At 44.3% G+C, this 26,269-nt stretch carries 26 protein-coding genes; 9 read left to right on the top strand and 17 right to left on the bottom strand.

What is annotated here, in order from left to right:
- Positions 1-29 precede the first annotated feature (29 nt).
- The 11 genes from rpsQ to rpsJ form a co-directional block, all read right to left on the bottom strand.
- On the bottom strand, positions 30-290 hold the full coding sequence (gene rpsQ / locus HF888_RS01660) for a 30S ribosomal protein S17 (RefSeq protein ID WP_207798123.1): 261 nt from the start codon (positions 288-290) through the stop codon (positions 30-32).
- Positions 291-292: 2 nt separating this feature from the next.
- Positions 293-484 carry a 50S ribosomal protein L29 gene (gene rpmC / locus HF888_RS01655; protein WP_007017871.1) on the bottom strand — a complete coding sequence of 64 codons (192 nt, stop codon included), beginning with the start codon at positions 482-484 and terminating at the stop codon, positions 293-295.
- Positions 484-894: a 50S ribosomal protein L16 gene (gene rplP, locus HF888_RS01650; RefSeq protein WP_007017870.1), complete on the bottom strand. Its 411-nt coding sequence runs from the start codon at positions 892-894 to the stop codon at positions 484-486. Before rplP ends, rpmC begins: the two co-directional genes overlap by 1 nt.
- A 14-nt stretch (positions 895-908) precedes the next feature.
- Entirely contained in the window at positions 909-1,601 is a 693-nt protein-coding gene (rpsC, locus tag HF888_RS01645) for a 30S ribosomal protein S3 (protein ID WP_007017869.1), read from the bottom strand.
- Positions 1,602-1,605: 4 nt separating this feature from the next.
- The gene (gene rplV, locus HF888_RS01640; protein ID WP_007017868.1) at positions 1,606-1,938 is read right to left on the bottom strand and encodes a 50S ribosomal protein L22; all 333 of its coding nucleotides are present in this window, start codon (positions 1,936-1,938) and stop codon (positions 1,606-1,608) included.
- A gap of 6 nt (positions 1,939-1,944) precedes the next feature.
- Positions 1,945-2,220 (bottom strand): 30S ribosomal protein S19, encoded by a 276-nt coding sequence (gene rpsS / locus HF888_RS01635; RefSeq protein WP_007017867.1) that lies wholly within the window; start codon positions 2,218-2,220, stop codon positions 1,945-1,947.
- 17 nt (positions 2,221-2,237) lie between these two features.
- A complete protein-coding gene (rplB, locus tag HF888_RS01630) occupies positions 2,238-3,062 on the bottom strand; it encodes a 50S ribosomal protein L2 (RefSeq protein WP_007017866.1) in 825 nt (274 codons plus the stop codon).
- Positions 3,063-3,076: 14 nt separating this feature from the next.
- Positions 3,077-3,373: a 50S ribosomal protein L23 gene (gene rplW / locus HF888_RS01625; RefSeq protein ID WP_007017865.1), complete on the bottom strand. Its 297-nt coding sequence runs from the start codon at positions 3,371-3,373 to the stop codon at positions 3,077-3,079.
- Complete coding sequence (gene rplD, locus HF888_RS01620; RefSeq protein ID WP_007017864.1) at positions 3,370-3,972, bottom strand: 50S ribosomal protein L4; 603 nt, start codon at positions 3,970-3,972, stop codon at positions 3,370-3,372. The genes rplW and rplD overlap by 4 nt, the downstream gene beginning before the upstream one ends.
- Before the next feature lie 11 nt (positions 3,973-3,983).
- Positions 3,984-4,622 (bottom strand): 50S ribosomal protein L3, encoded by a 639-nt coding sequence (rplC, locus tag HF888_RS01615; RefSeq protein ID WP_007017863.1) that lies wholly within the window; start codon positions 4,620-4,622, stop codon positions 3,984-3,986.
- A gap of 116 nt (positions 4,623-4,738) precedes the next feature.
- Positions 4,739-5,050 carry a 30S ribosomal protein S10 gene (gene rpsJ, locus HF888_RS01610; protein ID WP_007017862.1) on the bottom strand — a complete coding sequence of 104 codons (312 nt, stop codon included), beginning with the start codon at positions 5,048-5,050 and terminating at the stop codon, positions 4,739-4,741.
- 414 nt (positions 5,051-5,464) lie between these two features.
- Between rpsJ and HF888_RS01605 the strand changes: the two genes are divergently transcribed.
- Positions 5,465-5,701: a DUF4266 domain-containing protein gene (locus HF888_RS01605; protein ID WP_007017861.1), complete on the top strand. Its 237-nt coding sequence runs from the start codon at positions 5,465-5,467 to the stop codon at positions 5,699-5,701.
- Positions 5,688-6,947: a DUF3570 domain-containing protein gene (locus HF888_RS01600; RefSeq protein WP_007017860.1), complete on the top strand. Its 1,260-nt coding sequence runs from the start codon at positions 5,688-5,690 to the stop codon at positions 6,945-6,947. The genes HF888_RS01605 and HF888_RS01600 overlap by 14 nt, the downstream gene beginning before the upstream one ends.
- A gap of 66 nt (positions 6,948-7,013) precedes the next feature.
- Here HF888_RS01600 and HF888_RS01595 read toward each other — a convergent pair whose 3' ends face one another.
- Both HF888_RS01595 and HF888_RS01590 read right to left on the bottom strand, forming a co-directional pair.
- Positions 7,014-8,540: a DUF1501 domain-containing protein gene (locus HF888_RS01595; RefSeq protein ID WP_007017859.1), complete on the bottom strand. Its 1,527-nt coding sequence runs from the start codon at positions 8,538-8,540 to the stop codon at positions 7,014-7,016.
- 10 nt (positions 8,541-8,550) lie between these two features.
- Positions 8,551-10,266, bottom strand: a complete 1,716-nt coding sequence (locus tag HF888_RS01590) for a hypothetical protein (protein WP_168367027.1) — start codon at positions 10,264-10,266, stop codon at positions 8,551-8,553.
- A 404-nt stretch (positions 10,267-10,670) separates the two neighbouring features.
- On the opposite strand from HF888_RS01590, the gene fusA reads away from it, so the two are divergent.
- Positions 10,671-12,755 carry an elongation factor G gene (gene fusA, locus HF888_RS01585; protein WP_007017857.1) on the top strand — a complete coding sequence of 695 codons (2,085 nt, stop codon included), beginning with the start codon at positions 10,671-10,673 and terminating at the stop codon, positions 12,753-12,755.
- A 422-nt stretch (positions 12,756-13,177) separates the two neighbouring features.
- Here fusA and HF888_RS01580 read toward each other — a convergent pair whose 3' ends face one another.
- Complete coding sequence (locus HF888_RS01580; RefSeq protein WP_007017856.1) at positions 13,178-14,437, bottom strand: malic enzyme-like NAD(P)-binding protein; 1,260 nt, start codon at positions 14,435-14,437, stop codon at positions 13,178-13,180.
- Positions 14,438-14,762: 325 nt separating this feature from the next.
- Positions 14,763-14,978 carry a 50S ribosomal protein L31 gene (rpmE, locus tag HF888_RS01575; protein ID WP_007017855.1) on the bottom strand — a complete coding sequence of 72 codons (216 nt, stop codon included), beginning with the start codon at positions 14,976-14,978 and terminating at the stop codon, positions 14,763-14,765.
- 277 nt (positions 14,979-15,255) lie between these two features.
- Between rpmE and HF888_RS01570 the strand changes: the two genes are divergently transcribed.
- Complete coding sequence (locus HF888_RS01570; protein WP_007017854.1) at positions 15,256-17,457, top strand: primosomal protein N'; 2,202 nt, start codon at positions 15,256-15,258, stop codon at positions 17,455-17,457.
- Positions 17,458-17,521: 64 nt separating this feature from the next.
- Positions 17,522-19,399, top strand: coding sequence for a putative bifunctional diguanylate cyclase/phosphodiesterase (locus HF888_RS01565; RefSeq protein ID WP_007017853.1), 1,878 nt, complete (start codon positions 17,522-17,524; stop codon positions 19,397-19,399).
- Here HF888_RS01565 and serB read toward each other — a convergent pair.
- Positions 19,396-20,607: a phosphoserine phosphatase SerB gene (gene serB, locus HF888_RS01560; RefSeq protein WP_007017852.1), complete on the bottom strand. Its 1,212-nt coding sequence runs from the start codon at positions 20,605-20,607 to the stop codon at positions 19,396-19,398. The two genes, HF888_RS01565 and serB, sit on opposite strands and share 4 nt — an antisense overlap.
- Before the next feature lie 83 nt (positions 20,608-20,690).
- On the bottom strand, positions 20,691-20,861 hold the full coding sequence (locus HF888_RS01555) for a hypothetical protein (RefSeq protein WP_007017851.1): 171 nt from the start codon (positions 20,859-20,861) through the stop codon (positions 20,691-20,693).
- Positions 20,862-21,020: 159 nt separating this feature from the next.
- On the opposite strand from HF888_RS01555, the gene HF888_RS01550 reads away from it, so the two are divergent.
- From HF888_RS01550 to HF888_RS01535, 4 genes are all read left to right on the top strand, one after another.
- The gene (locus tag HF888_RS01550) at positions 21,021-22,385 is read left to right on the top strand and encodes an adenylate/guanylate cyclase domain-containing protein (protein ID WP_007017850.1); all 1,365 of its coding nucleotides are present in this window, start codon (positions 21,021-21,023) and stop codon (positions 22,383-22,385) included.
- Positions 22,386-22,519: 134 nt separating this feature from the next.
- Positions 22,520-23,518 (top strand): extracellular solute-binding protein, encoded by a 999-nt coding sequence (locus HF888_RS01545; protein WP_007017849.1) that lies wholly within the window; start codon positions 22,520-22,522, stop codon positions 23,516-23,518.
- Positions 23,519-23,623: 105 nt separating this feature from the next.
- Complete coding sequence (locus tag HF888_RS01540) at positions 23,624-25,258, top strand: ABC transporter permease (protein WP_007017848.1); 1,635 nt, start codon at positions 23,624-23,626, stop codon at positions 25,256-25,258.
- Entirely contained in the window at positions 25,255-26,256 is a 1,002-nt protein-coding gene (locus tag HF888_RS01535; protein ID WP_007017847.1) for an ABC transporter ATP-binding protein, read from the top strand. Before HF888_RS01540 ends, HF888_RS01535 begins: the two co-directional genes overlap by 4 nt.
- The last annotated feature ends 13 nt before the right edge of the window (positions 26,257-26,269 follow it).

Here is a 26,269-nt window from a genome sequence, read left to right as displayed (position 1 = left end):
GTTTATAGCTCCAATTAATCTCTCTGGGCCTACACCTTCGTTGCACGTTCATCGACGCTTACTAACATCCAAGACTTGGATTTAGATAGCGGACGACATTCACGAACAGTAACGGTATCGCCGATTTGGCATTCGTTACTCTCATCGTGTGCGTGCAGCTTAGTGGAGCGTTTAACAAACTTACCGTAGATTGGGTGCTTAACGCGACGCTCAATCATTACAGTAATCGTTTTATCCATTTTGTCGCTAACGACCTTACCTTGAAGAGTACGTACAATCGCTTCAGCCATAATCATTCACCTGCTTTCTGGTTAATGATGGTTTTAACGCGTGCGATATCGCGACGCACCTCTTTTAGCAAATGGGTCTGACCTAGTTGGCCAGTCGCCTTTTGCATGCGGTACTTAAATTGGTCCGCTAGCATGTCTTTAAGCTCGGCGTTGAGCTCATCGACAGATTTTTCACGTAAATCTTGAGCTTTCATCACATCACCGTCCGAGTAACAAAGGTAGTTGATACTGGAAGTTTCGCAGCAGCCAAGCTAAATGCTTCACGCGCTAGCTCTTCACTTACACCTTCCATTTCATATAGGACACGACCTGGTTGAATCTGACATACCCAGTATTCAACGTTACCCTTACCTTTACCTTGACGAACCTCAAGAGGCTTACTGGTAATAGGCTTATCTGGGAAGATACGGATCCAAATTTTACCACCACGTTTAATCTTACGGTTCATCGCACGACGAGCCGATTCGATTTGACGAGCTGTGATGCGACCACGACCGGTTGCTTTAAGGCCAAATTCGCCGAAGCTTACTTTGTTACCTTTTGCAAGACCACGGTTACGGCCTTTGTGCATCTTACGGAATTTCATGCGTTTAGGTTGTAACATCTTTTACGCTCCCCTTACTTCGCTTGGCGTTGCTTTTTAGCACCGCCGCTTTTAGCGCGGGCACGAACTTCGTCGATGCCACCAAGGATTTCGCCTTTGAAGATCCACACTTTTACACCAATAACACCGTAAGTAGTGTGTGCTTCATAGGTAGCGTAATCGATATCAGCACGTAGAGTATGTAGAGGTACACGACCTTCACGATACCACTCAGAACGCGCGATCTCAGCACCGCCCAAACGACCGCCAACTTGGATCTTGATACCTTCAGCACCACCGCGCATTGCATTTTGTACAGCACGCTTCATGGCACGACGGAACATCACGCGACGCTCAAGTTGGTTAGCTACAGATTGAGCTACCAATTTTGCGTCTAGATCCGGCTTGCGAATTTCTTCAATGTTTAGGTGAACTGGGATACCCATCATGTCAGCAACATCTTTACGAAGTGCATCTACGTCTTCACCTTTCTTACCAATCACGATACCCGGACGAGCAGTGTGAATGGTGATTTTTGCAGTTTGAGCTGGACGCTCAATCGTTACTTTACTTACAGATGCTTTCTCTAGACGTTTTTCAATCATAGAGCGCACTTGAATGTCAGTTAGCAACTGATCTGCATATGTATCTTTGCCCGCATACCAAACAGAATTATGATCTTTGGTAATGCCCAGGCGTATACCTGTTGGATGTACTTTCTGACCCATAACCTTAGACCTCTGCTACCTTAACGGTGATATGACAAGTGCGCTTTAGGATTCGATCAGCACGGCCTTTGGCACGTGGACGAATACGCTTCATAGTCATACCTTCATCAACGAAGACGGTGGACACTTTCAATTCATCAACGTCAGCACCATCGTTGTGCTCAGCGTTGGCAATGGCAGACTCAAGAACTTTCTTAAGTAGATCTGCACCCTTGCGAGGGCTGAAAGTGAGTATGTTTAGCGCTTCTGCTACAGACTTACCGCGAATTTGATCAGCGACCAAACGGGCTTTCTGAGCAGAAATGCGCGCCATTTTTAATTTAGCGACTGTTTCCATCTCAAATTACCTCTTGGCCTTCTTATCCACGACGTGACCTTTGTAGGTACGAGTCAGAGCGAATTCACCCAACTTGTGTCCTACCATCTCTTCGCTGATCAACACTGGCACGTGTTGACGGCCGTTATGTACAGCAATAGTCAGACCAACAAACTCAGGAAAAACTGTAGAGCGACGTGACCAAGTTTTGATTGGTTTACGATCGCCTTTCTCTAGAGCTGTTTCTACCTTAGCCATAAGGTGATGGTCGACAAATGGACCTTTTTTCAATGAACGTGGCATTTAATTCACCCTATCCGTTATTTAGAACGACGACGTACAATCATTCTGGTTGTACGCTTATTCTTACGAGTCTTGTAGCCCTTAGTTGGAACACCCCAAGGAGTAACAGGATGACGGCCACCAGAGGTACGACCTTCACCACCACCATGTGGGTGATCAACTGGGTTCATCGCTACACCACGAACGGTTGGGCGAACACCACGCCAGCGTTTAGCACCGGCTTTACCTAGTTGACGTAGGCTGTGTTCAGAGTTGCTCACTTCGCCAAGAGTTGCGCGACAGTCAGCAAGTACTTTACGCATCTCACCAGAGCGTAGACGCAGAGTAACGTATGCACCTTCTTTAGCGACAACCTGAGCAGAAGCACCAGCAGAGCGAGCCATTTGACCGCCTTTACCTGGTTTCAACTCAACGTTGTGAACCACGCTACCAAGAGGCATGTTACGCACAGCCATAGTGCTACCTACTTTGATAGGTGCTGTTTCACCAGAAATAATCTGATCGCCAGCATTTAGGCCCTTAGGAGCCAAAATATAACGACGCTCACCATCGGCATAACATACAAGTGCGATGTTTGCAGAACGGTTTGGATCGTGTTCTAAACGCTCAACTTTGGCTGGAATGCCATCTTTGTTGCGCTTAAAGTCAATTACACGGTAAAGCTGTTTATGACCACCGCCAGTGTGACGAGAGGTGATGCGACCGTTGTTATTACGACCACCAGACTTACCTTGTTTTTCTACCAGCGCAGAGTGTGGACGACCTTTGTACAGATCTTTGTTCACGACCTGAACAACGTGACGGCGTCCAGCAGAAGTTGGCTTGGTTTTTACTAATGCCATCTTATCTACTCCTATTAATCGACGTCAGCGAAGTCAATGTCGTGACCATCGGCTAGACGAACGTATGCTTTACGCAAATCGTTACGCTGACCCATGCCACGCGCTGTACGCTTGGTTTTACCTTTAATGTTGACCACTTGTACGTTGCGAACTTTCACTTCGAACAATTGCTCAACCGCTTTTTTGATTTCTGGTTTGGTTGCATCAGGCGCGACACGGAAAACGAATTGACCGTCTCTGTCAGCGACTACTGTTGCTTTCTCAGAAATGTGAGGCCCAAGTAGAACCTTGAAGATACGCTCTTGGCTCATCCTAACATCTCCTCTACTTTCTTAAGCGCTGGCACAGTGACAAGCACTTTTTCGAAAGAAACTAGGCTAACAGGATCTACACCCGTGGCTTCAGCAACTGCTACGTGTGGTAGGTTGCGAGACGCTAGGTATACGTTTTGGCTGACTTCAGAATCAACAACCAATACATTTGAAAGATCCATGTCAGACAACTTAGAAGCGAATGCTTTGGTTTTGTGAGATTCCACATCAAAGCTATCAACCACTACTAAACGATCCTGACGAACAAGCTCAGACCAGATTGCCTGCATCGCAGCGCGATACATTTTCTTGTTTAGTTTTTGCTCGTAGTTACGTGGACGTGCGGCAAATGTCACACCACCAGTACGCCAGATAGGACTACGAGAAGTACCAGCACGTGCACGGCCAGTACCTTTTTGACGCCACGGCTTAGCACCACCACCTGATACATCAGAACGGTTTTTCTGTGCTTTAGAACCTTGACGGGCGCCTGCTAGGTAGGCTGTTACTAGCTGATGAACCAATGACTCGTTGTAATCACGAGCAAAAGCCACATCAGATACTGTAACAGTGGAACCACCTTGAACATTGATATCCATTGTTACTCCCCTTATCCGCGTGCCTTAACAGCTGGCTTGATGATCAATTGACCACCTGTCGCACCTGGAAGTGCGCCTTTAACCAGAATTAGGTTGCTTTCCGCGTCGACACGAACAATCTCAAGATTCTGAGTTGTTACGCGCGCTGCACCCATGTGACCGGCCATTTTCTTGCCTTTCCAAACGCGACCAGGCGTTTGACATTGGCCGATAGAACCAGGTGCACGGTGAGATAGGGAGTTACCGTGAGTAGCGTCTTGCGTGCTGAAATTCCAGCGCTTAACACCACCTTGGAAACCTTTACCTTTTGAAGTACCAGTAACGTCTACAACTTGACCCGCTTCAAAGCGCTCAACTGTTAGTTCATCACCGATATTAAAGTCCGCAACTTCTTCGATGCGGAATTCTAGAAGGCTGTCGCCAGCTTCAACGTTCGCTTTCGCAAAGTGACCCGCTTCCGCTTTAGAAACGCGAGACGCCTTTCTAGAACCAGCAGTTACTTGCACAGCGTTGTAGCCATCAGTTTCTGTTGTTTTAACCTGAGTTACACGGTTAGGTGTAACTTCGATAACAGTCACTGGGACAGATGCTCCATCTTCGGTAAATACACGGGTCATACCCGCTTTCTTACCTACTAATCCAAGTGCCATTTTAATACCTCTTGTGTACGGGGCTGAATACCCACTATGGCCGCCCAAAAAAAGCGTTACACTAGATTCAAGATCTAGCCCGTTGTTTAAAGTCTCTTCTCAAAGAAAACTAGGAATTAACCTAGGCTAATTTGAACTTCAACACCGGCAGCAAGATCCAACTTCATAAGGGCATCAACTGTTTTTTCAGTTGGCTCAACAATGTCAAGCATACGCTTATGAGTACGAATCTCGTATTGATCACGCGCGTCTTTATTGACGTGCGGAGAGATCAAAACCGTTAAACGCTCTTTACGTGTGGGCAGCGGTATAGGACCACGAACCTGTGCGCCAGTACGCTTAGCCGTTTCCACGATTTCTTGCGTAGACTGGTCGATCAGGCGATGGTCAAAAGCCTTCAGCCGAATACGAATCTTCTGGTTTTGCATTTACCAAGACTCCGAAATTAAGACAAAAATCCGCTAACCCCTTTTTAAAGGGACGCGAATTGTATGCGCATTAAGTCAAGGTGTCAAGCACGATCACGAGGCGAAAACCCAGTATTTACGGGGGCTCCAAAAAAGGGCGATGAAATTTTACACAGCTTCACGAGCATTCTTTTTGCTTACTAAATAAACAGCACACTTCATTCAATAGTGCACCACAATGAAGCATCGAAATCCAATCTATCGCCAGAGATCACATTATTTTGGTACCCCCCCTTACAAGAGTGCTTTAAAAGCCTATTGATTAGGGTATTTATCAATCGAGTGGGAACGGGATCACACCACACCATACCTTTTGACAGAATAACCAAATACAATTTGGCAACAAAAACAAAACCCCTATTCGAGTACCTCATCATGCTGAAGGCAGTTGCCATGACACTCTTGGCACTATTTATTAGTGCTTGTAGCACTATCGAACCCATGTTTGACAGCCAGCCAGTCAAACCTTGGGAGAAAGGCATTCTTGCCAAACCACAAATGGATATAGGCGGGGATCCCATCGATAAATATGTTGATGACCACATTTATTACAGTAAAGAAGGCAGTACCGGTGGTACAGGTGTAGGAGGCGGCGGTTGTGGCTGTAACTAAGAAAAATATTAAGCAACGTATAGGCGCCGCCACGGCAATACTATTGGGACAAGATGCTGTTGCGCAAGATGGTGAGCTTTACAATAACTGGGATGTAGACCTTGGTTACTTGCGCTATGAAGAGCCCGACAAAATTGAGGTTGATACCTATATGGCCATGATTAATGGCGACTTAAGCCCCACCGATAGCATCAAACTGGGTCTTGTATTCGACACGCTCACTGGTGCAACTCCGTCAGGTGCCCTACCAAGTAATGGCGGAGGCGGCTCAACATTTACTGGTGTATCCGGTGGGCAAACTTCATCTGGCGGTGGCGATACAGGCCTCGTCGAATTTGATGACACCCGTCTTGCATTCGATGCTACTTGGACACATGAGTGGCATCGATTAATACGTTCCAATACAAGCGCATATGTATCCGTAGAAGGAGACTATACTGCTGTCGGTGGCAGCCTTGGCATTGAAAAAGATACCCAAGATCGCGCCTATACCTTTACTGCTGCGGTAGGTTTAGCGACAGATAAAGTGGGTCGCAGTGACGAGACAACGCCAGAGCCGCTAAGCCGCACTGCGGACGCTATATTTAACGGGACGGGCAATAAGAATACCTACGATGCACTACTCGGCATTACACATGTCATTAATAAGCGCACTCTAGCGATGTTAAATTACACCTACAGCACCGCCCTTGGATATCACACTGACCCTTATAAAATCATAAGTGTTGCGGATATAAATGATAACCAACTAGCAAACGGGACGCTCTACGAGAGTCGCCCGGATGAGCGCACTCGACAGATACTCTATACAAAGCTAGTGCATGAACTACCCAGTACTGGGAATCATTTTGCGATTAGTTACCGCTACCATACGGATACCTGGGATCTAAACTCCCACACCATCGAAAGCCATTACAGTAAACGACTAAGCAACAATCATTTAATCGAGCCTTTTTGGCGCATTTACCACCAACAGGCCGCTAACTTTTATCAGCGGACAATCATTTATGACCCAAACACACAAAGCAATTTGTCCGAAGTAGAACTACCTGAACACGTCTCGAGTGATTCGCGATTGGCCGAGCTTCTAAGTAATACGATAGGTATAAAATATCGATACAAGACAAGCGCCTCTGGCTCAATTGACCTTCGAGCGGCCTATATCTATAGAGATTACAGCAATACGATTGTATCTGATGAAGGAAACTACTTTGTGACATTGAGTTTCGGTAAAGGCTTTGAATAAGCCATAAAGCGTCACGAAGTAAAACTAAAAAATGCCCCATCCACACTGTGGATGGGGCGTTTTTCATTAAGAAGACAGCTTACTCGCTAGGGTTTGATCGCCAGACGGATTGTAAGTAGGGTCCGCTGTTAAAATTTCCGGATTACTTGCACCAAAATATCCGTAAATAGAAGCCGCTATGGACATAGGCTCCCAAGTCGGACTGTCGCTATCAGGCACAGTATACTGGTTATTGGTTTTAGTCCGCCCTTCTCGATGAGTGGTACCAATCACGCTACCAAGAGCGCTTGCTTCAGCCGGAGGTCGCACTCCCGCACCACCAAACGTATACAAGTTTTGATTGTTAGCATGATCCCAACCACCTGAGTTGTTTAGATTGACCAAGCGGCCAAAGTCACCAAAGACATTGATAACGATATTATCTGTGCGATTACGAGTTCCGCCTCTTATTGTATCAACACCATTAGAGGCATTGATATGAGCCATACCGGCCTTAATAGCTTCCATCAAGTCATTCATACGATCAGCATAGCGATCAATACCGTTATTGTGATCGTCCCAACCACCTAGACCTGGCGTTCCAACAGCAATATAAAGAGTTTCAGGGTTGTGGATAGCCAGCGTAACAGCCGCTTCTATTTCACGGGCGAAACTTGTATTTGGATATGTAATGCCTAGCTGTTGGGCACTTGATTGATTGCCATTAGCATCCGAGCCATTTAAAAGATCAGAGAGGTTTTCCATACGGCCTTCCATCTCTTCACGCTTATCAAAACCATCAAAGGCTTTGCTGTATTTGTTTCTATCTAATTGTGAAAGTCTGCGACTCAAAAGCGAGTCAATGGTGTCAATTGAACCATCACTTGGATAACCTAAGCTTCTTGTGTAAGGATTATTAAAGCTGTTGTCCATAGTGAGGCCGCGCAGATACAAAGGAATTTTATTGTCTGGATCCTGCGCAAAAGTTTGACTGTCACCCTCAAACGATACGAAAGGCAATGTCATAGTATCAAGACTAATAATACTTGAACCATCAGCGAGTCTTGCTCCAGCATAAGCGTTTTGGTTACTAAGCATCATTAATGCTAACCGTGAGCCAATACCCGGAGAGTTTTCAATGTCTAATGTGCCCTTATGAGACATGAAAATACTCTCTCGGTGAGATCGTGTTGGGCTTTTTTGCTTATAAATCGTCCGATACACAGACATATCGCCAGCAGCCAACATATCCTCCATATGAATGCCGCCTGCATCGCGCCAAAATTCATTTGCGGTAATTTGGCCATTGGCTGCATCTTCAACCATAGTGTCTAAAAAACTACTTCCAAACGCTGATCCTGCTGAATAATCATTTACAGAGTTAGTATTAATATCTGCAATATTACTAAGATTCCCTGCAAGCTCAGAGGCCCCGCCATACATAAAAACGTTAATCACCTGCGGCATTACCGTCGGCGCTGTAACACTTACATTTCCATAGTTGGGACTGGCAGCATAAGCACGTTCTGCTAAAGCTGACATACCAAAACCAACGGGTAGAACTCGGCTTCCAGCGATGGCAGAAGCATATTGTAAAAACTCTCTTCTTTTCATGTTTCTGCTCCTACTGCGTCACTGCGCGATAGTAATAAAATTCTGGGAGACGAGTGATATAGTCCAAGATTATCTCTGCATAGTCGTCTGTGTAGTATTCCCAGAAGCGGTCGCCGTTTGTTTTTCGCATGATGTTATTTCCATCTTCATCGACTTCCACCATGTAACGCTCCAACCCCTCAGCAATCCATGTATCCATCTCATCTTCAGTCGCTCGGCGACCAAGAGCCGAAAGAAATATATAATCAATCATTTCTTCCGCGGTTAAATCTTCTAAAGTTTGTTTTAGGTTTTCGGTTCCGGCCTGATAAAACGCCCCATGCTTGATTTCAAATGGAGCGTCACGGGGCTCTGCAGCCTCGGTGAAATCAGATTCCTCTGGATAACGCTCGCCATCCCAAGCCCTGGTATTAAGCAAAATACTTTCCCTGATGCCTTTATGATATGAAGCGAAACTCAATACATCTAAAGGTACAAACGGCGTTCTCCCAATTTTATACTCCATTGGAGCCCAACCTTTTGCACGTAATGCGACACTAGCACTTGAATTCCGGTGAAACACTGTTTGCAGCGTCCTGTGATCAATCGGCCACTGGCGAGAACGAGGCGACCAGCTCATTGCACCAAGGAATCCAAAAGCATTTTCTTCAAATGTTTTAGGGCGTTCGGAATACAATAAAAAAGCTTCAGAGAAAATGACCGATAAGAAAATATCGTCGAACGTTTGAGGACCCGTCCTTACAATGTCAGAGATGAGACTATTTTTAATTTCAGCCGAAGAGCCATCTAAAAAATAGTTAACGATCACTTCTGTGACTCGCGGCATTAAGTTTGGATGGCCCACTACTGCATCATATAGTTCATCACAAGTAGAAACATATTGGTCGAATACCCGATATGCCTTCACTCCCTCAACAATAAGTGGATCCTTATCTAACTGATAATTGTCTGAAGCATCAGTCAAAGACCAAGGAGCGCAAGCCTTACCACCATTGATCGTATTTTGCTGCTCTTCTTCGGAGTCGTTAAATATACCCAAATACAACTCGAGCATCTCCAAAGCATGATTCTCAGCTGAACGGGAGACACGCCATCGACTCAAGTTATGCAGCCAACCTCTGATCACGGTTTGAACGCTAGAACCTGAATCTATGTGAGTTTGCAAGTAACCGAGTGTACGGCTGATATCTTGATGATCGGTGCTTTCCATCTCGTAAGCAGGACTGAACATAATGGTGTTTGCGAGAAAGTAAGCCATCCAATGAGAAAATTGATCATGACTCAATGGATACCCTAAAAACCTTGCTACATAAATTTGATGTGGCTGGTTATCATCAAAGCTGGTAAACAAAGCTGGTATCGAATCATCTTCTGTGGTTTCTGGATCATCAGGAAAACCAAATACCAGCTGTTCGTTGAGAAGTAGTTCTTCACTAGTCAGTGGTGTTTGTAATTGCGTTTGCAAGCGCGTCCAACTACTGACGTCTCTAACAACTGGGCTGACCAAGCCCTGGCTCGTATCAAAAAACTCATCGGCCGGCATACCGCGCATAAATGTGGACATAGCTTTATTGACCACCATGTACTGATCTTCAGGGGATAGCTGGTCAAACTCGCTCTGTGTGAGGGTAAAGCTGTATGTAATTGGCTTTGCTGTGCTGCGCGATGATCCATCACTAGGCAACCCAGGATCTGGTGTACAACCACTTAGGACCACTAAAGACATGAACAATGTCTTCACTAAGGTCAGGTAATGCATTTTTTTCACTTTTTTATAACCCCGTCTGGATCACGCTTGATGCGCTGGGTGATTTTCGGCCAAATCCAATCAAACTACTGTGATTAAAGCCACAAACCATAGGGATTTGAACAAAGATTTTGTTACAGATCGCAAATACTAAAACATAGGTACAAGAATCTATCACTCAGACTATAAAAATAAGCGACGCCATAACCACACCCTATAACCAAGACCTCATACAGCTATAAACAGGCCGGAACGACGCTGAAAGCTCACTTAAAGCAAAAAAACCTCAATTTAATGCAAATTCGATCATTTTTTAGTTCAAAGTCAGGCCTAAAGCCTTTAAAATCTGCGGCGATTTTTTCCATGCTAATTTTGAGCAAAATATGACTGACTTATCCAAATACAGAAACATTGGTATTTTCGCCCACGTAGATGCGGGTAAAACTACCACTACCGAGCGTATCCTTAAGCTAACCGGTAAAATTCATAAGCTAGGCGAAACACACGAAGGTGAATCAACCACTGACTTCATGGAGCAGGAAGCTGAGCGCGGTATCACCATCCAATCTGCAGCCGTTACTTGTGAATGGAAAAAACATCGTTTAAACGTGATCGATACCCCTGGGCACGTGGACTTTACTGTTGAAGTATATCGTTCTCTTAAAGTTCTAGACGGCGGTATCGGTGTATTCTGTGGTTCTGGTGGTGTTGAGCCTCAATCAGAAACCAACTGGCGCTACGCTAACGAATCTGAAGTTGCTCGTCTGATCTTTGTAAACAAGCTGGACCGCTTGGGTGCTAACTTCTACAACGTAGTAGAGCAAGTTAAGAAAGTGCTTGGCGCGAACCCACTAGTTATGACTTTGCCAATCGGTGAAGAAGATAACTTTGTTGGTGTTGTCGACGTACTAACCAAGAAAGCTTACGTTTGGGATGACACAGGTCTTCCTGAAAACTACGAAGTACAAGACGTGCCTGCTGACATGGTAGACGACGTTGAGATGTACCATGAGCAGCTAATCGAAAGCGCTGTTGAAATGGACGATGACCTAATGATGGCTTACATGGAAGGCGAGGTACCGACCGAAGAGCAAATCAAAGAGTGCATACGTATTGGTACACGCACACTTCAATTCTTCCCAACTTATTGCGGCTCAGCATTCAAGAACAAAGGTATGCAGTTGGTTCTCGATGCGGTTGTTGATTACCTACCATCTCCTACTGAAGTTGACCCTCAGCCTCTTACTGATGAAGAAGGCAACCCAACCGGTGAAGTGGCGACGGTTGATCCTAAAGAACCTCTACGTGCCCTTGCATTCAAAATCATGGATGACCGTTTCGGTGCTCTTACCTTTATCCGTATCTACTCTGGTGAGATGCGTAAAGGCGATACCATCCTTAACAGTGCTACTGGTAAAACTGAACGTATCGGCCGTATGGTTGAGATGCAAGCAGACGATCGTAACGAAATCGATTTCGCACAAGCCGGTGACATCATCGCGGTTGTAGGTATGAAGAATGTACAAACTGGCCATACTCTATGTGATCAGAAAAACCCATGTACTCTTGAAGCCATGGTATTCCCAGATCCAGTTATCTCTATCGCGGTTGCGCCTAAAGATAAAGGCTCTACTGAGAAAATGGGTATCGCCATTGGTAAAATGGTTGCAGAAGATCCATCTTTCCGCGTTGAAACTGACGAAGAATCTGGTGAAACCATCCTTAAAGGTATGGGTGAACTTCACTTAGATATCAAAGTAGACATCCTTAAGCGTACTTACGGTGTTGAGCTAGAAGTTGGTGAACCACAGGTATCTTACCGTGAAACCATCACTCAGCCAGTTGAAGATTCTTATACGCATAAGAAACAATCTGGTGGTTCTGGTCAGTTCGGTAAAATTGATTACCGTATCAAGCCAGGCGAGCAAAACTCTGGCTTCACGTTCACCTCTACTGTTGTGGGTGGTAACGTACCTAAGGAATTCTTCCCCGCTATCGAAAAAGGTTTCGCTGGCATGATGCAAGAAGGTCCTTTGGCAGGCTTCCCAATGCTGGACGTTGAAATCGAACTATTCGACGGTGGCTTCCACGCGGTTGACTCCTCTGCTGTAGCGTTCGAAATCGCAGCAAAAGGTGCATACCGCCAGTCTATGCCTAAAGCCGGCCCTCAACTTCTTGAACCTGTGATGAAGGTAGATGTATTTACTCCTGAAGACCACGTTGGTGACGTTATCGGTGACTTGAACCGTCGTCGCGGCATGATCGAAGGTCAAGAAGCGGGTGCAACAGGTGTTCGTGTTAAAGCCAACGTTCCTCTATCAGAAATGTTTGGTTACATCGGTCACCTACGTACGATGACTTCTGGTCGTGGTCAGTTCTCTATGGAGTTCGCACACTACGCGCCTTGCCCTCAACAAATTACTGAAAAAGTAATTGAGCAGGTTAAAGAGCGTAACGCTAAGAAGTAATCATCTCTTAAACGAGATAGATTAAAAAAGGCTTCCCTCGGGAAGCCTTTTTTTTGGCTACTTGTTGAGTGTTGAGCTTATTTGAGTTTTGAATTGTGAATGCTGAGTGTTGAACTTTCTAGTCAAGCAAAACCGTCATTCTCAACTTGATTGAGAATCCATCCAATTGATTTAAAACTCTACAATGGATACCCGATCAAGTCGGGTATGACGAATCTGGTTGTCATTCTCAGCTCGACTGAGAATCCACTTCAATAGTGATGAACGTCGAGTTATTTGTTCTGAGTGATGGATTCTCCGGTCTGTCGCTTCGCGACGCCGGAGAATGACGATATTGAAAACTAAGCACTAAACATTAAGCACAAAAAAACCGATGCTATTTTCACAGCATCGGCTTTTTATAAAACTTAAAGCAATTCTAATTAGATATCAGAAATCGATTTAAGTGGGTAGTTAGCTGGTAATGGACCATCAGCAACACCAGTATCAATCGCTGCCTGCGCTACCGCGGTAGATACTGCACCCAATAAGCGTGAATCGACGGCTTTTGGAATGATGTAATCTTTACCAAACTCAAGACTATCTAGCTCATATGCATCTAGTACTTCTTGTGTAACTGGCTCACGAGCTAAGTCTGCCAATGCCTTGGCTGCTGCCAACTTCATTTCTTCGTTAATAGCACGAGAACGAACATCCAGTGCACCGCGGAAGATGAATGGGAAGCCCAATACATTGTTCACTTGGTTCGGGAAGTCTGAACGGCCAGTTGCCATAATGGCGTCTGGACGAACTTCAGCAACAATCTCAGGCATGATTTCAGGAACTGGGTTAGCGCAAGCAAATACCACAGGATTTTCTGCCATAGTCTTGATTTGCTCACCAGTTACCATGTCAGGACCGGATAGACCTAGGAAGATATCAGCACCTTCAAGTGCTTCTTCAAAGGTACGCTTGTCCGTATCAACTGCGAACATTGCTTTATACTGGTTTAGATCATCACGACCAGAGTGAATAACACCTTTGCGGTCACACATGAAGATGTTTTCTGGTTTCATGCCAGCAAGAATCAATAGTTTGGCACAAGAGATTGCCGCGGCGCCTGCGCCTAATACAACCATTTTGGCTTCGTCTACTTTCTTACCTTGAATTTCGAGAGCATTCAACATGCCTGCTACGGTTACAATCGCTGTACCGTGTTGGTCATCATGGAATACTGGGATATTACATTGCTCAATCAAAGTGCGTTCAATTTCAAAACACTCAGGCGCTTTAATATCTTCTAAATTGATACCGCCATAAGTGTTCGCGATACGGCGAACAGTATCAATGAAGGCTTGTGGACTTTCAGATTCAACTTCAACGTCAATAGAGTCAATACCCGCAAAACGTTTGAATAATAGAGATTTACCTTCCATCACCGGCTTAGAGGCTAAGGGGCCTAGGTTACCCAAACCAAGAATGGCGCTTCCGTCGGTGATTACTGCTACAAGGTTGCCCTTCGCAGTATACTTGTATGCGTTTTCTGGATCCTCAGCGATGGCCTTGACCGGCTCTGCTACACCTGGGCTGTAAGCAAGAGACAAATCGCGTGCAGAGTCAGCTGCAGTAGTGAGTTCAACGCTGATTTTCCCTGGTTTAGGATTCGCGTGGTAATCAAGAGCGTCTTGTTTAAAATCTGACATTCTGACAATTCCGTTAGTGTTTTAATTTTCACCAACCTGGGGCCAACCAGGCTCGCCTTCTGACGATGGTCGCGTATTATTACGCAATTTAGCCAGTCATAATACCCCGAATCGTAATTAATTCGTCATTCTTTATCCGTTTTTCCATCTAATCCGACGCATATTGTCCAATATCAAATTTTATTCGGAAAACATCTTTTTACTGGCGTTTTATTCCAAAATCGCTTTCGCATAAAACGACAAACAGGATTTAATCACTTTTTTCAGGCATAAAAAAAGGCCCACATAACTGTGAGCCTCTTTTAGATGCGTTAGCAAAAATCGCTTACTTTTTAGTACCACGACCACCGAAACGCTTCTTGAATCGATCGATACGACCACCGGTATCCATCACTTTCTGCTTACCAGTGTAGAACGGATGACAAGCAGAACATACGTCCAAGTGCATAGTACCTGGCTTAGTAGAGCGAGTCTTAACAACGTTGCCACAAGAACAAGTTGCTACCAATTCTTCGTAATTTGGTTGAATATCGTGTTGCATAATAACCTCTTCACCCTTGCCGCCACTTATTCTCAACTGCCTTTCATTATTAAAAAGCACCGAGCCTCATAAGCACCGCAGGACTAGACTGATTTCTAGGGACGGCGAATGATACCAAAGTGAGCCTCATACACAAGTAATGATTTGCTCTAAGAATGAACAATTTTGATGGTTTTTGCTTTCTTTGTTGCAATCTGCAACAGTAGTCAGCTCCAGAGGCCCATATGCAGTTATAATGGGTACTTTGGTTAAGTATTAGGCAGTTTTGAGAACCCACATGTCCACGCCTTTTTATCTACGCATTGCCTTAGACAAACCCCTTAATCAAACCTTTGACTATGAACCTTTGGCCAATTCCCGCATGCATGACTACCAGATAGGAATGCGCGTTAATGTACCATTTGGTCAGCGCAGTGAAGTTGGCCTGATCCTAGATATCCACAATCAGCCCGACATAGCGCCCCATAAGATCAAACCCATCAAAGAACGCATCGATGATTCACCTGTGTTGAGTAGTGAGCTGATGAAGCTTGGGCTTTGGTTGCACGAATATTATCACCAGCCTGTTGGTGAGTGTTTATTTACTCTCTTGCCTGTTTTATTAAGAAAAGGCCAAACAGCAAAAGCGACGCAAGAAAAGCACTATTGCTTGGAGCACTTAGATTGGCAAAAAGTCGAGCGGGCACCAAGACAAAAAGCGTTTTTAGAATGGTTGCAAAAACAAAATCACAAGGTCAGCCACAAGCAAGCATTAGACGCCGGTTTTACACCCAGCATTATAGGACAGCTCATTGACAAGCAACTTGTTAGTGAACTCTGGCAAGATAACTTCAATGCCTTATGTGGCGATTCTGTAGAACAAGCTTTAGCATTGAATAAAGAGCAAGAGCAAGCGCTAAAAGGTATTTCCGAAAAAAACGGGTTTAACCCAGTTTTGCTTGAAGGGGTTACAGGCTCAGGTAAAACAGAAGTGTATTTGCAGGCCATTTCTTCAGCGGTCACACAAAGAAAACAAGTACTGGTATTGATACCCGAAATCGGCCTTACACCGCAAACAGTTCAGCGTTTTCAGCAGCGCTTTAACGCAGATATTTTATTGCTACATAGCGGCCTTAACGACCAACAACGTTTAAACGCTTGGCTACAAGCGTCTAGACATAAGAATGAAAAGGCACAAATTATTATCGGCACTCGTAGCGCCGTTTTTACAGAAATGCCAAACTTGGATTTCATCATTGTAGACGAAGAGCATGACGCCAGTTACAAGCAACAAGAAGGGATTCGTTATCACGGTCGTGATATCGCCGTTATTCGTGCAGCAAAAAGAAATATTCCTATTATTTTAGGCTCGGCAACCCCCAGCCTAGATAGTTTGCACAATGCGCTAGTTAAAAAATACCAACATATCAGGCTAACACAACGAGCAGGAGATGCTTCACCGGCTAATCTTGAAATTTACGATATTCGAAAACAATCTGTCGAGCACGGGATTGCTGACGAGTTGTTACAACATATAGAAGAAACACTAGAACAAGGTGATCAAGCCCTCGTTTTCATTAACCGCCGAGGCTTTGCACCCACCTTATATTGTCCAGACTGTGGATGGATTAGCGAGTGTAAACGCTGTGATGCGCGCATGACACTGCACCAAAAGCCTGCTCATTTGCATTGCCACCACTGTGACCATAAGCAAACCTTACCTCATCAATGCCCTAATTGTCTGAGCACACGCATACAAGCCATGGGCGCGGGAACCGAACGTTTAGAAACCCATTTGGAATACCGTTTCCGTCGACACAAAGTGATTCGTATTGATCGCGATAGCACTCAAGGTAAAGATGCTATGGAGCAGCTATTACAACCTGTACACAATGGCGAGCCATGTATTTTAGTAGGAACACAAATGCTGGCAAAAGGTCATCACTTCCCCAAAGTGAATCTGGTAATCATGCTCAATGTAGATAGTGGATTTTTTAGCGCCGACTTCAGAGCTATGGAAAAAACGGCTCAACTTATTTTACAAGTAGCAGGCCGTGCAGGGCGAGAAAGCCATGGCGGACGTGCAATCATTCAAACTGAATTCGCTGACCATCCGTTACTGCATTTATTAAGTGAAGAAAACTACCACGCTCTTGCATTGGCCTTACTAGAAGAACGAAAACTGCATAGTCTTCCGCCCTATGCCCATCAAGCATTAGTGCGAGCAGATAGTCCCAATCCAAAAGAAGCAGAACAGTATTTACACCGGCTGCTACAAAACATAAAACCCTTAACCGAAAATGGAATAAGTTTTATTGGTCCGCTCCCCTCTCCCATGGAACTTCGAGCTGGTCGATTTCGAAGTCAACTATGGATTAGAAGCCACCAAAGAAGCCGATTACAGAATTTTTTGAAAAACATCGAGCCCCTACTCTACCAGCAGAAGGGCTTTAATAAAGTGAGGTGGAGTTTGGATGTAGACCCAAGCGATCACATTTAAACAAGCCTAGACGTCTAAATTCCTCTGCTACACTCAAAGCTATAACTTCATAGTAGGACAACTCATGGATCGAGAGCGCAGCCTATATTCGGCCATTTTCATCGTAACAAGTATTACGATAGGACTAGCCATTTACGCAGTAATATTGCGTGAGCAAACAACTCAGACCGCTCTTAACGCACAATCCGATGCATACCATGAGATGCTATTGGCCAGAGAAGCTCAAGTCCACTTTAAAAAACAAGTACAAGAATGGAAGAACGTACTTTTACGTGGGCATGATAATAAAGATTATGACAACTATCTTGCACAGTTTCTGGACGAAGAAACCTATGTCCGCACTACCGTCCATGATTTATTACAACGTCTAGAACCTGATTCGCCTGCACATCGTTTAGCCAAGGATTTTTTGAAAGCCCATGATGATTTAGGTGCGGAATATCGAAAAGCACTGATGGTGTTTTTTGAAACCCAGACGGACCGTCACATTGCTACTGACAAACAAGTAAGAGGCATAGATAGAGCGCCCACTGATACATTGGATGCATTAACTGATGCAATAAAGCTAACGGGAGATCAGAAAGTTAATGACACACTAGCAAGACTAAAAACTGCATTCATTAGCATAATACTATTCATTAGTCTATGCATTGTCTTGGCAGTAGGCTTAATTGTGGTGCTAACTAGTCGTCTATCAAAAGAAATTCGTTTTGACCAAGTGACTGGATTTTATAGCCGTCGGGAACTTACTAAGTATCTTAGAACTGTAATTCGCTCCCAGCAATCCATGTTTATGTTCTACATTGACATCGATCAGTTTAAATTGATAAACGAATTGTGTGGACATTCCGGAGCGGATAGTTTTCTAAAACACATTGCAAAACTGCTATCACCTAACAGCCACACTCAATGCTTTCGGTCTAATTCAGATGAATTCATTTTACTTTCATCATTGCGCAATATCGATGACGCGATTAGATATGCAAATACTATTCGTGAAAATATCGAATCCTCATACTTTTCGTGGGCTGAGAACGAGTTTAGTAGTTCATGCTCTATCGCCATTATTGAAATCAATCGTTCCTTTAAATCCATCGAGGACATTTATAGTGCTGCGGACCTAGCCATGCTCGAATGTAAGGAGCAAGGTGGAAACTGTGTTATTACATTCAGTGAATTCAATGACCGAATTATTCAACGTCAACAAGATATGAGGCGAGTACATGAAATAAATCGAGCACTGACCGAAGACCGTTTTACTCTTTATAAGCAGAAAGTCCAACGCATAGCATCGGACAAAAATTACTATTATGAGATATTGCTACGCTTGAAAAATCCAGATGGGAGCATCAGTGCGCCTGGGGCTATTATTGCCGCAGCTGAAAAATACAACATCATGGGTAAAATTGATTATTGGGTACTTCGAAATACGATAGCCTATTTGGCTGATTATCCTGAAGAACAAGCAAGCTTTGCCATTAATTTATCCGGTGCAACACTAAGTGACCCATCGTGCATCAACTATTTGCAGCATCTCATTGACACTTATCAAATAACTCCATCACGATTGCAGTTTGAAATAACGGAAACGGAAGCCGTCAAACACTTAAGCACAACCAATATCATACTTAGCGCTCTTCGAGATATGGGCTGTCGAATTTCGCTTGATGACTTTGGAACAGGCTCCTCATCATTCAGCTATTTGCAACAAATGAAAATACAAAACCTTAAAATAGACGGCGTTTTTATTAAAGACCTACACCATAACAGCGTTAATCAAGCGATAGTTGAATCTGCTGTCAAAGTTGCTAAATCAATGGGGATCAGTACCACAGCAGAATTTGTAGAAACGGAGGAAGTCGTCGCACTGCTCAAAGAGTTGCAGGTTGACTATGTTCAAGGGTTCGGGATTCATAAACCAGAGCCCTTGATACAAGGCTAGATTTCATCGCGATCGCGAATACCCAACAAATAAAGTACACCATCTAAGCCTAAAGTGGAGATGGCTTGCTCTGCGTTTTCACGTACTAGTGGTTTGGCTCGGAAAGCAATGCCTAAGCCCGCTTTACTCAACATAGGCAAATCATTAGCTCCGTCTCCGACAGCGATGGTTTGCTGTAAAGAAATACCTTCACTCTTGGCAATCTCTTCCAATAGATAGGCTTTACGTTCGCCATTTACAATTGTACCCGTCACGTTACCTGTTACTTTGCCATTTTCAATTTCTAGCTCATTGGCATAAACATGATCAATGCCTAGTTTTTGTTGTAAGAACTGACCAAAATACTGAAAACCGCCAGACAAAATCGCCGTTGTATAACCCAGTTTCTTCAATGTCGATACTAAGCGTTCGGCGCCTTCTGTAATCGGCAAGCGATTCGCAATACCTTGCAGCACAGATTCATCTAGCCCTTTAAGTAAAGCAACACGACGACGGAAACTTTCGTCAAAATCAATTTCACCGCGCATAGCACTCTCGGTAATCGCAATCACCTCGTCACCTACTCCGGCTTCTTTTGCTAGCTCGTCAATGACCTCTGCTTCGATCAAGGTGCTATCCATATCGAACGCAACAAGACGGCGGTTGCGACGGAAAGGACTGTCTTCTTGAACCGCAATATCAACACCCAACTCACTAGAGATGTCTAAAAACTCTGCTCGAAGCGCACTTTGATCAACATCGCCACGCACGGAAAATTCTACACAGGCTTTGCTATTATCATCGCCATCGTCTTCCAACTCTACTCGTCCAGACAAGCGAGAGATATTATCGATGTTTAGTTGATGAGCGGCCACAACATGGGTCACTCGGGAGATATGCTCTGCCGTTAAGCGACGGGCTAATAATGTAATAATATGACGCTGCTTACCCTGCGCCGCGACCCAGTGGCTGTATTTTTCTTTAGAAACCGGTGTGAAACGCACCGACATGCCCATTTCATGGCTTTTAAATAATACGTCTTTTAAAACTGCAGCAGATTCACCTTCGCTGCCAATTTCCGCCAATATACCTAAGGATAAGTTATCGTGAATTTCGGCTTGGCCAATATCCAGAATATTCACCCCATACTGGGCTAAAATTCCCGTAATACAGGCGGTGACACCGGGTTTATCTTCACCACTTATTTTTATCAGAACAACTTCTTTCACAGATCAATCCTGGTCATTGGACAGTGCAGAGGAGGTAGCAAAGGTGGCTTAGGCCACCTTTAATATGCAGATCGAAAGCTTGTTTAAGCTTTGCTCACTTCTGCTTTCAATTCTGCAACAACACCGCGCAACTCTTCGATCAAGTCTTCAGTTTCGTGGTTAGACAAAGCACGTTCACGATCTTTGCTCATCAAGAATAAGCCTTTTTCTAGCTTGGCTAATTTTTCTTCTGTTGTAAGGTTGCTATCACTCATGGGGATACCTCTAGGTTAGGGCAAATCTTTGGACTACATCAAAGTCCGCTATGATAAACCATTTCATGCCAGCTAAAAACGCCAATTTGCGTTCTAGACGCTACTAATTCCAAGCATAAGCCATTACCATGAAGCCTTATTTTTAGTTAGCTGTATGCCATGAAACAAGTAAAACAAAATTGGCCTTTTTTACACCGTGCCATTGCTTTAGCCGTCATTTTTTCTATTCTCGCCAGCCTACTAGTGGGGCTTACCGTGGCCAACAGTGCTAAGGCCCATCTACAGCAACAAGCGCAAAACATGCGTTATACCCTGAGCAAGCAAGCCAGCCAGCAAGCTGCCGACGCAATATTTTCCCAAGATCTGTTGAGCCTTAATGTCATCTTAAATGGATTGGTTGAATATGATGATGTGGCCTATGCCGCAGTCTATGATCTCAACAACCAAGTCATTGCAGCCCAAGGACAAGGCGCTAACAGCGAAACCACGCAACCCATGAGCATTCGCTACCAAAATGAGGTCATTGGCTTTCTTGATGTACGCCTAGATCTTTCTGCTTTGGATCAACGTATTGCTCAGATATACGGTTTATGGGCCGTATTGAGTTGCTTGCTGGTGGTAATTTGTTTGACGCTTGCCTGGCTAATTGGCACCCGTTTGGGTCGTGCGATTGAGGATTCGAGCAAAGACGTTTTAAATCTTGGCAAGCAAGGCTATGCCATTACGCAACATAAAACGGCTGAACTCAATCAACTTAGCGAGGCCTTGCAGCAATATCATGGCCAACAACAAGCTAAACAAGCCATGTATCAAGCATTGAATAAATTCATGACACCAAAAATGGAATATATGGATGACACATCACAAGATCGCCCCCTGAGTGAACTCAGTAATCACTATACTCATGGCGCCATCCTATTTATTGATTTTGTTAGTGTACAAGCAGCTCAAACTGAGTTAAATCCAAGCGAACTGGCAGCACTTTTGAATGACTACTACTTTTTCATCAATCAAGCGGCACAACTATATAACGGCCATGTTGATAAATATGCTGGAGATGGCGTTATGGTGGTATTTGGCATTGCACAAAGCGATGATAAAGGCAGCTTCCATGGAACCTGCACAGCATTGTTGATTATCGGTTTGATCAATCAATTTAATGACGAACGGCAAGCGCAGGGATTAACCACTCTGGATTTTCGTCTCGGTCTTCATACTGGCGACTTACTAGCAAGCAGCAGCCAATCTGATGAATTGAGCTATGATGCTGTGGGAGATGCTATTCATATCGCAGCGCAACTGTGTCGTCATAGCCAAGCCAATCGCCTACTGATCAGTGAGCAAGCACTGCAAGATGGCCATCTAGGCAATCAGTTAGTCATCAGCGCTCATCAAACCATGGGCAACGCCATCACAGGCCAAGCGCTGAAGACCTATTGGGCAGAAAACCTTATCCCTAACTACCAAGCATTGATAGAACGTCAGGTCCAACATATCGCATCGCTAGTGAAAAATCCTCAGTGATATAGCGAACCCTTATGTGACGCATGGTATAAGTCATTCACTGTGAAAAAAGCCCAGTCGCGCTTGTCTGTGGACCAGTGCAGAGTTAATATTGATAATAATTATCACTTAGTTTAAATACGACAGGAGCTTTTATGCGCATCGCTGCATTACTCTCTCTACTACTGCTTTCATTTACCTCTATCGCGCAAACTACGGTCAATGTATACAGTTTCCGCCAACCGTTTTTAATTGAGCCTATTCTCAAAACATTTACCGAAGAAACGGGTATTGAAACGCGTGTGGTATTTGCCAAAAAAGGCTTAATTCAACGTCTTAAACGCGAAGGACAATTAAGCCCTGCAGACGTGGTATTAACCTCTAATTTTGCTAAGCTCATGCAATTGAAGCAGGAAGGTCTCACTCAGGCTTATGGCCTTAATGGCATCGAAGAAAATGTACCTAAACAATTTCGGGATAGTGAACAGCAATGGCTAGCGCTAACGAAGCGCGTGCGTAACGTTTATAGCTCCAAAGAGCGCCAAGGTAAATTGAATATTAATTACGAAGATTTAGCCGATGACAAATTCAAAGGTAAAATTTGTACCCGCTCCGGTAAGCACCCATATAACCTTGGCCTAATCGCATCCATGATTGTTCATAATGGCGAAGCGCAAACCAAGCAATGGCTGAAAGATGTAAAAGAAAACCTTGCACGCAAACCACAAGGTAATGACCGCGCTCAAGTTAAAGCCATCAAAGAAGGACTGTGTGATGTATCTTTGGGCAATAGCTATTACTTAGGCAAAATGTTACAAGATGAAAATCAAATCCCTTGGGCTAATGCTGTTGAACTTAATTTTCCAAACCAAGACAACCGTGGCTCTCACATTAATGTCTCAGGTGTGGTAATCGCTAAGTACGCTCCGAATAAAGCCGCAGCGCAACAACTATTGGCGTTCTTAACATCTGACAAAGCCCAATCTCTTTATGCCAAATTGAATATGGAATACCCAGTTAATCCTAGTGTGGAAGCGAGCACATTGGTCAAAAGTTGGGGCGAATTCAAGGAAGACAGTATTTCTCTGGAGAAGATCGCAGCGGAGGTTCCTAACGCTTTAAAGCTAGTAGACGAAGTAAAGTTCGATCTATAAACACCTGATCCCAACATCGCAGTATCGAAAGCCTCTAGCAATAACCTTGCAAGAGGCTTTTTTGATTGGGAGGACAAGTGGCAACGTCAACGTTATAATCCGCCCATGAAAAAATCATCCCTCGCCACTGTTGCCATTGCAAGTTGCATCTCTATCGGTCTGTTCGTCCCGATCGTGGCATTATTTTATGAAGCCTTGTTCAGTGGCGAATCTAATCAAACCTTTCTAGACATCTGGAATACTGTCCTTTGGGACTATGTCAAAAACAGTTTAAGTGTCGTTTCACTCACATTGGTTTTTGCCTGTCTATTTGCCATCGCACCAGCTTGGTGGTGCGCTCGCTATGACTTTTGGGGGCGTCGCTATCTGCAGTGGTTTATGGTGATTCCACTTGCCATCCCAGCCTATATCAGCGCTTATATTTATACGGAATTATTGGATTACGCCGGACCCATTCAAAGCGGTTTAAGAGAACTGTTTAACTGGCAAGCAGGCGACTATTGGTTTTTCGATATTCGCTCCATTACCGGCGCCAGCCTCATGCTCGCATTGGCCCTATACCCATATATTTATCTTCTCATGCGACAAAGTTTTGCTCAACAAAGTGATAATCTTGATCAAGCTGCTCGAATGTTGAGCGCAAACAGCCGCAACATTTTTTTTAATATTCGTCTCCCCTTGGCAAGACCGGCACTAGCGGTGGGGTGCAGTCTAGTGGCCATGGAATCCCTAGCAGACTTTGGCACAGTGCACTTGTTCGCTATCAGTACGCTGACAACTGCCATTTATGATAGTTGGTTGGTTTATGGATCCATGTCTACCGCAGCGAAAATTTCCTGCCTATTATTGTTGTTTGTTGTAACACTGGTATCACTAGAGCGCTGGCAACGACGAGATCAAAAACATTTTGAGTTACGTTCTAATCGAACCCTGAGTCGGATTCCTTGCTCTAAATGGGCAGCTACGTGCATATGGTTTTTTTGCGGTTTGGTATTGCTATTAGGTTTTATTGTTCCTGTCTATTTTTTATTGGATTACAGCATTTTATATTGGGACATTAATGTGCAAGAAGCACTATGGCTCCATGGCAGTAATACGTTCTTATTGGCCGCTATAGCCGCGGTCATCTGCGTGCTGATTGCATTATTATTGAATCACAACATTCGACAGCACAATGCAAAAGCTAAACAATGGCCGCAATGGCAGCTTAATTTCGCTTCTTTGGGGTATGCCATTCCCGGCACGGTTTTGGCCATCGCTATACTGATTCCACTCGGGCAATTAGATATCTGGGCTAATCAGCTGATGAATCCATTATTCGAGACTCGATTGGGGTTGATTTTTTCCGGCACCAGTTTCGCACTGGTATTAGCCTTTGTGATGCGGTTTGCAGCCATTGCTAATGGCAGTATTAACAGCGCTTATGGAAACATAAGCCCCAACTTAGACTTAGCCGCTAAAACTCTCAAGCAAGGCAGTAGTGGAGTTTTTAAACGTATTCACCTACCTTTACTTAGCCCTGCAATTATAAGTGCTGGCTTGTTGGTTTTTATAGAATGTGTAAAAGAATTGCCAGCCGCGCTGCTATTACGACCATTCGATTTTCAAACACTTTCCACCTATGTCTATCAATACGCCAGTGACGAATTACTACATCAAGGTTCATTGGCAGCACTTCTGATCATAGTGGTGAGCCTATTACCCATTGCCATACTCACTCGTAGCCAGAGAATGACATGAGCCAAGAAACAACTGCATTAAACGTTGAACAGCTCGAGGTGAGCTTCGATGAAAAACCTATCTTGCAAGACTTCAGCCTATCTCTAAATCAAGGAGATATTCTCTGTTTATTGGGCCCCAGTGGCTGCGGTAAAACCACGGCATTGAAAGCAATGGCCGGATTGATTAACGTTAAACACGGTAAAATCGAGTTATTTGAACATTTGTTAAAACATAATGCCTACGAAGTCCCGCCAGAAAAACGGGATCTTGGTTTTATCTTTCAAGACTATGCCTTATTTCCTCACATGACTGTAGCGGAAAATATTGGCTTTTCTTTACGGCATCTGAATCGTGAAGCCAAAGAAGCGCATATTCATCAAGCACTGACGCTCGTAAGTTTAGACAACTTGGGCAAACGCTATCCACATGAACTCAGTGGTGGCCAACAGCAGCGCTGTGCTGTGGCGCGGGCTATGGTCAACCGACCAAAACTATTATTAATGGATGAGCCTTTCTCCAACATAGATAGCCAAGTAAAAAACGGCTTGATGAGTGAAATGCGTCATTTATTAAAACGCCACAACATTACCTGTATTTTTGTCACTCATAGTAAGCAAGAGGCATTCAGTTTCGCGGACAAGACTGCAGTGATGAACCAAGGGCGAATTCAGCAAATCGGTAAGAGCCAAGAGGTATTTGAAAACCCCAACAGCGAATATGTGGCGCGTTTTATGGAGGCCGGTAATTTAATCGATACCGCCTTAGTACCCCAAAAGTTGCTTATGCTGCCGCCTAGCAATGCCAATGCATCAAGACTACTACTGAAAGAAAATGGATTTGCACCTTGCCCTGATGGAACACCAGCAAAAGTGATTGATAGCTTGTATATGGGGCATCGTTATCGACATGAAATCTTAGTTGGAGACCTTACCCTCTTCATGGAAAACCAACAGGCTTATGAAGTGGGTAAGGATATTCAAATCCAATATCGCTATGAAGCCATCGGAGTTGAATAAACTCATTTCAAAC

Origin of the sequence: Bermanella marisrubri (genome assembly GCF_012295615.1) — a bacterium.
Lineage (GTDB): Bacteria > Pseudomonadota > Gammaproteobacteria > Pseudomonadales > Oceanobacteraceae > Bermanella > Bermanella marisrubri.
Note: the sequence above shows the minus strand (reverse complement) of the source record. Positions and strands in the feature narration are given on the sequence as shown.

What these genes read in the sequence shown, in the direction of transcription:
- rpsQ (WP_207798123.1), bottom strand. Translation starts at nt 290, where the DNA reads ATGGCTGAAGCGATTGTACGTACTCTTCAAGGTAAGGTCGTTAGCGAC.
- rpmC (WP_007017871.1), bottom strand. Translation starts at nt 484, where the DNA reads ATGAAAGCTCAAGATTTACGTGAAAAATCTGTCGATGAGCTCAACGCC.
- rplP (WP_007017870.1), bottom strand. Translation starts at nt 894, where the DNA reads ATGTTACAACCTAAACGCATGAAATTCCGTAAGATGCACAAAGGCCGT.
- rpsC (WP_007017869.1), bottom strand. Translation starts at nt 1,601, where the DNA reads ATGGGTCAGAAAGTACATCCAACAGGTATACGCCTGGGCATTACCAAA.
- rplV (WP_007017868.1), bottom strand. Translation starts at nt 1,938, where the DNA reads ATGGAAACAGTCGCTAAATTAAAAATGGCGCGCATTTCTGCTCAGAAA.
- rpsS (WP_007017867.1), bottom strand. Translation starts at nt 2,220, where the DNA reads ATGCCACGTTCATTGAAAAAAGGTCCATTTGTCGACCATCACCTTATG.
- rplB (WP_007017866.1), bottom strand. Translation starts at nt 3,062, where the DNA reads ATGGCATTAGTAAAAACCAAGCCAACTTCTGCTGGACGCCGTCACGTT.
- rplW (WP_007017865.1), bottom strand. Translation starts at nt 3,373, where the DNA reads ATGAGCCAAGAGCGTATCTTCAAGGTTCTACTTGGGCCTCACATTTCT.
- rplD (WP_007017864.1), bottom strand. Translation starts at nt 3,972, where the DNA reads ATGGATATCAATGTTCAAGGTGGTTCCACTGTTACAGTATCTGATGTG.
- rplC (WP_007017863.1), bottom strand. Translation starts at nt 4,622, where the DNA reads ATGGCACTTGGATTAGTAGGTAAGAAAGCGGGTATGACCCGTGTATTT.
- rpsJ (WP_007017862.1), bottom strand. Translation starts at nt 5,050, where the DNA reads ATGCAAAACCAGAAGATTCGTATTCGGCTGAAGGCTTTTGACCATCGC.
- HF888_RS01605 (WP_007017861.1), top strand. Translation starts at nt 5,465, where the DNA reads ATGCTGAAGGCAGTTGCCATGACACTCTTGGCACTATTTATTAGTGCT.
- HF888_RS01595 (WP_007017859.1), bottom strand. Translation starts at nt 8,540, where the DNA reads ATGAAAAGAAGAGAGTTTTTACAATATGCTTCTGCCATCGCTGGAAGC.
- HF888_RS01590 (WP_168367027.1), bottom strand. Translation starts at nt 10,266, where the DNA reads ATGTCTTTAGTGGTCCTAAGTGGTTGTACACCAGATCCTGGGTTGCCT.
- fusA (WP_007017857.1), top strand. Translation starts at nt 10,671, where the DNA reads ATGACTGACTTATCCAAATACAGAAACATTGGTATTTTCGCCCACGTA.
- HF888_RS01580 (WP_007017856.1), bottom strand. Translation starts at nt 14,437, where the DNA reads ATGTCAGATTTTAAACAAGACGCTCTTGATTACCACGCGAATCCTAAA.
- rpmE (WP_007017855.1), bottom strand. Translation starts at nt 14,978, where the DNA reads ATGCAACACGATATTCAACCAAATTACGAAGAATTGGTAGCAACTTGT.
- HF888_RS01570 (WP_007017854.1), top strand. Translation starts at nt 15,256, where the DNA reads ATGTCCACGCCTTTTTATCTACGCATTGCCTTAGACAAACCCCTTAAT.
- HF888_RS01565 (WP_007017853.1), top strand. Translation starts at nt 17,522, where the DNA reads ATGGATCGAGAGCGCAGCCTATATTCGGCCATTTTCATCGTAACAAGT.
- HF888_RS01555 (WP_007017851.1), bottom strand. Translation starts at nt 20,861, where the DNA reads ATGAGTGATAGCAACCTTACAACAGAAGAAAAATTAGCCAAGCTAGAA.
- HF888_RS01550 (WP_007017850.1), top strand. Translation starts at nt 21,021, where the DNA reads ATGAAACAAGTAAAACAAAATTGGCCTTTTTTACACCGTGCCATTGCT.
- HF888_RS01545 (WP_007017849.1), top strand. Translation starts at nt 22,520, where the DNA reads ATGCGCATCGCTGCATTACTCTCTCTACTACTGCTTTCATTTACCTCT.
- HF888_RS01540 (WP_007017848.1), top strand. Translation starts at nt 23,624, where the DNA reads ATGAAAAAATCATCCCTCGCCACTGTTGCCATTGCAAGTTGCATCTCT.
- HF888_RS01535 (WP_007017847.1), top strand. Translation starts at nt 25,255, where the DNA reads ATGAGCCAAGAAACAACTGCATTAAACGTTGAACAGCTCGAGGTGAGC.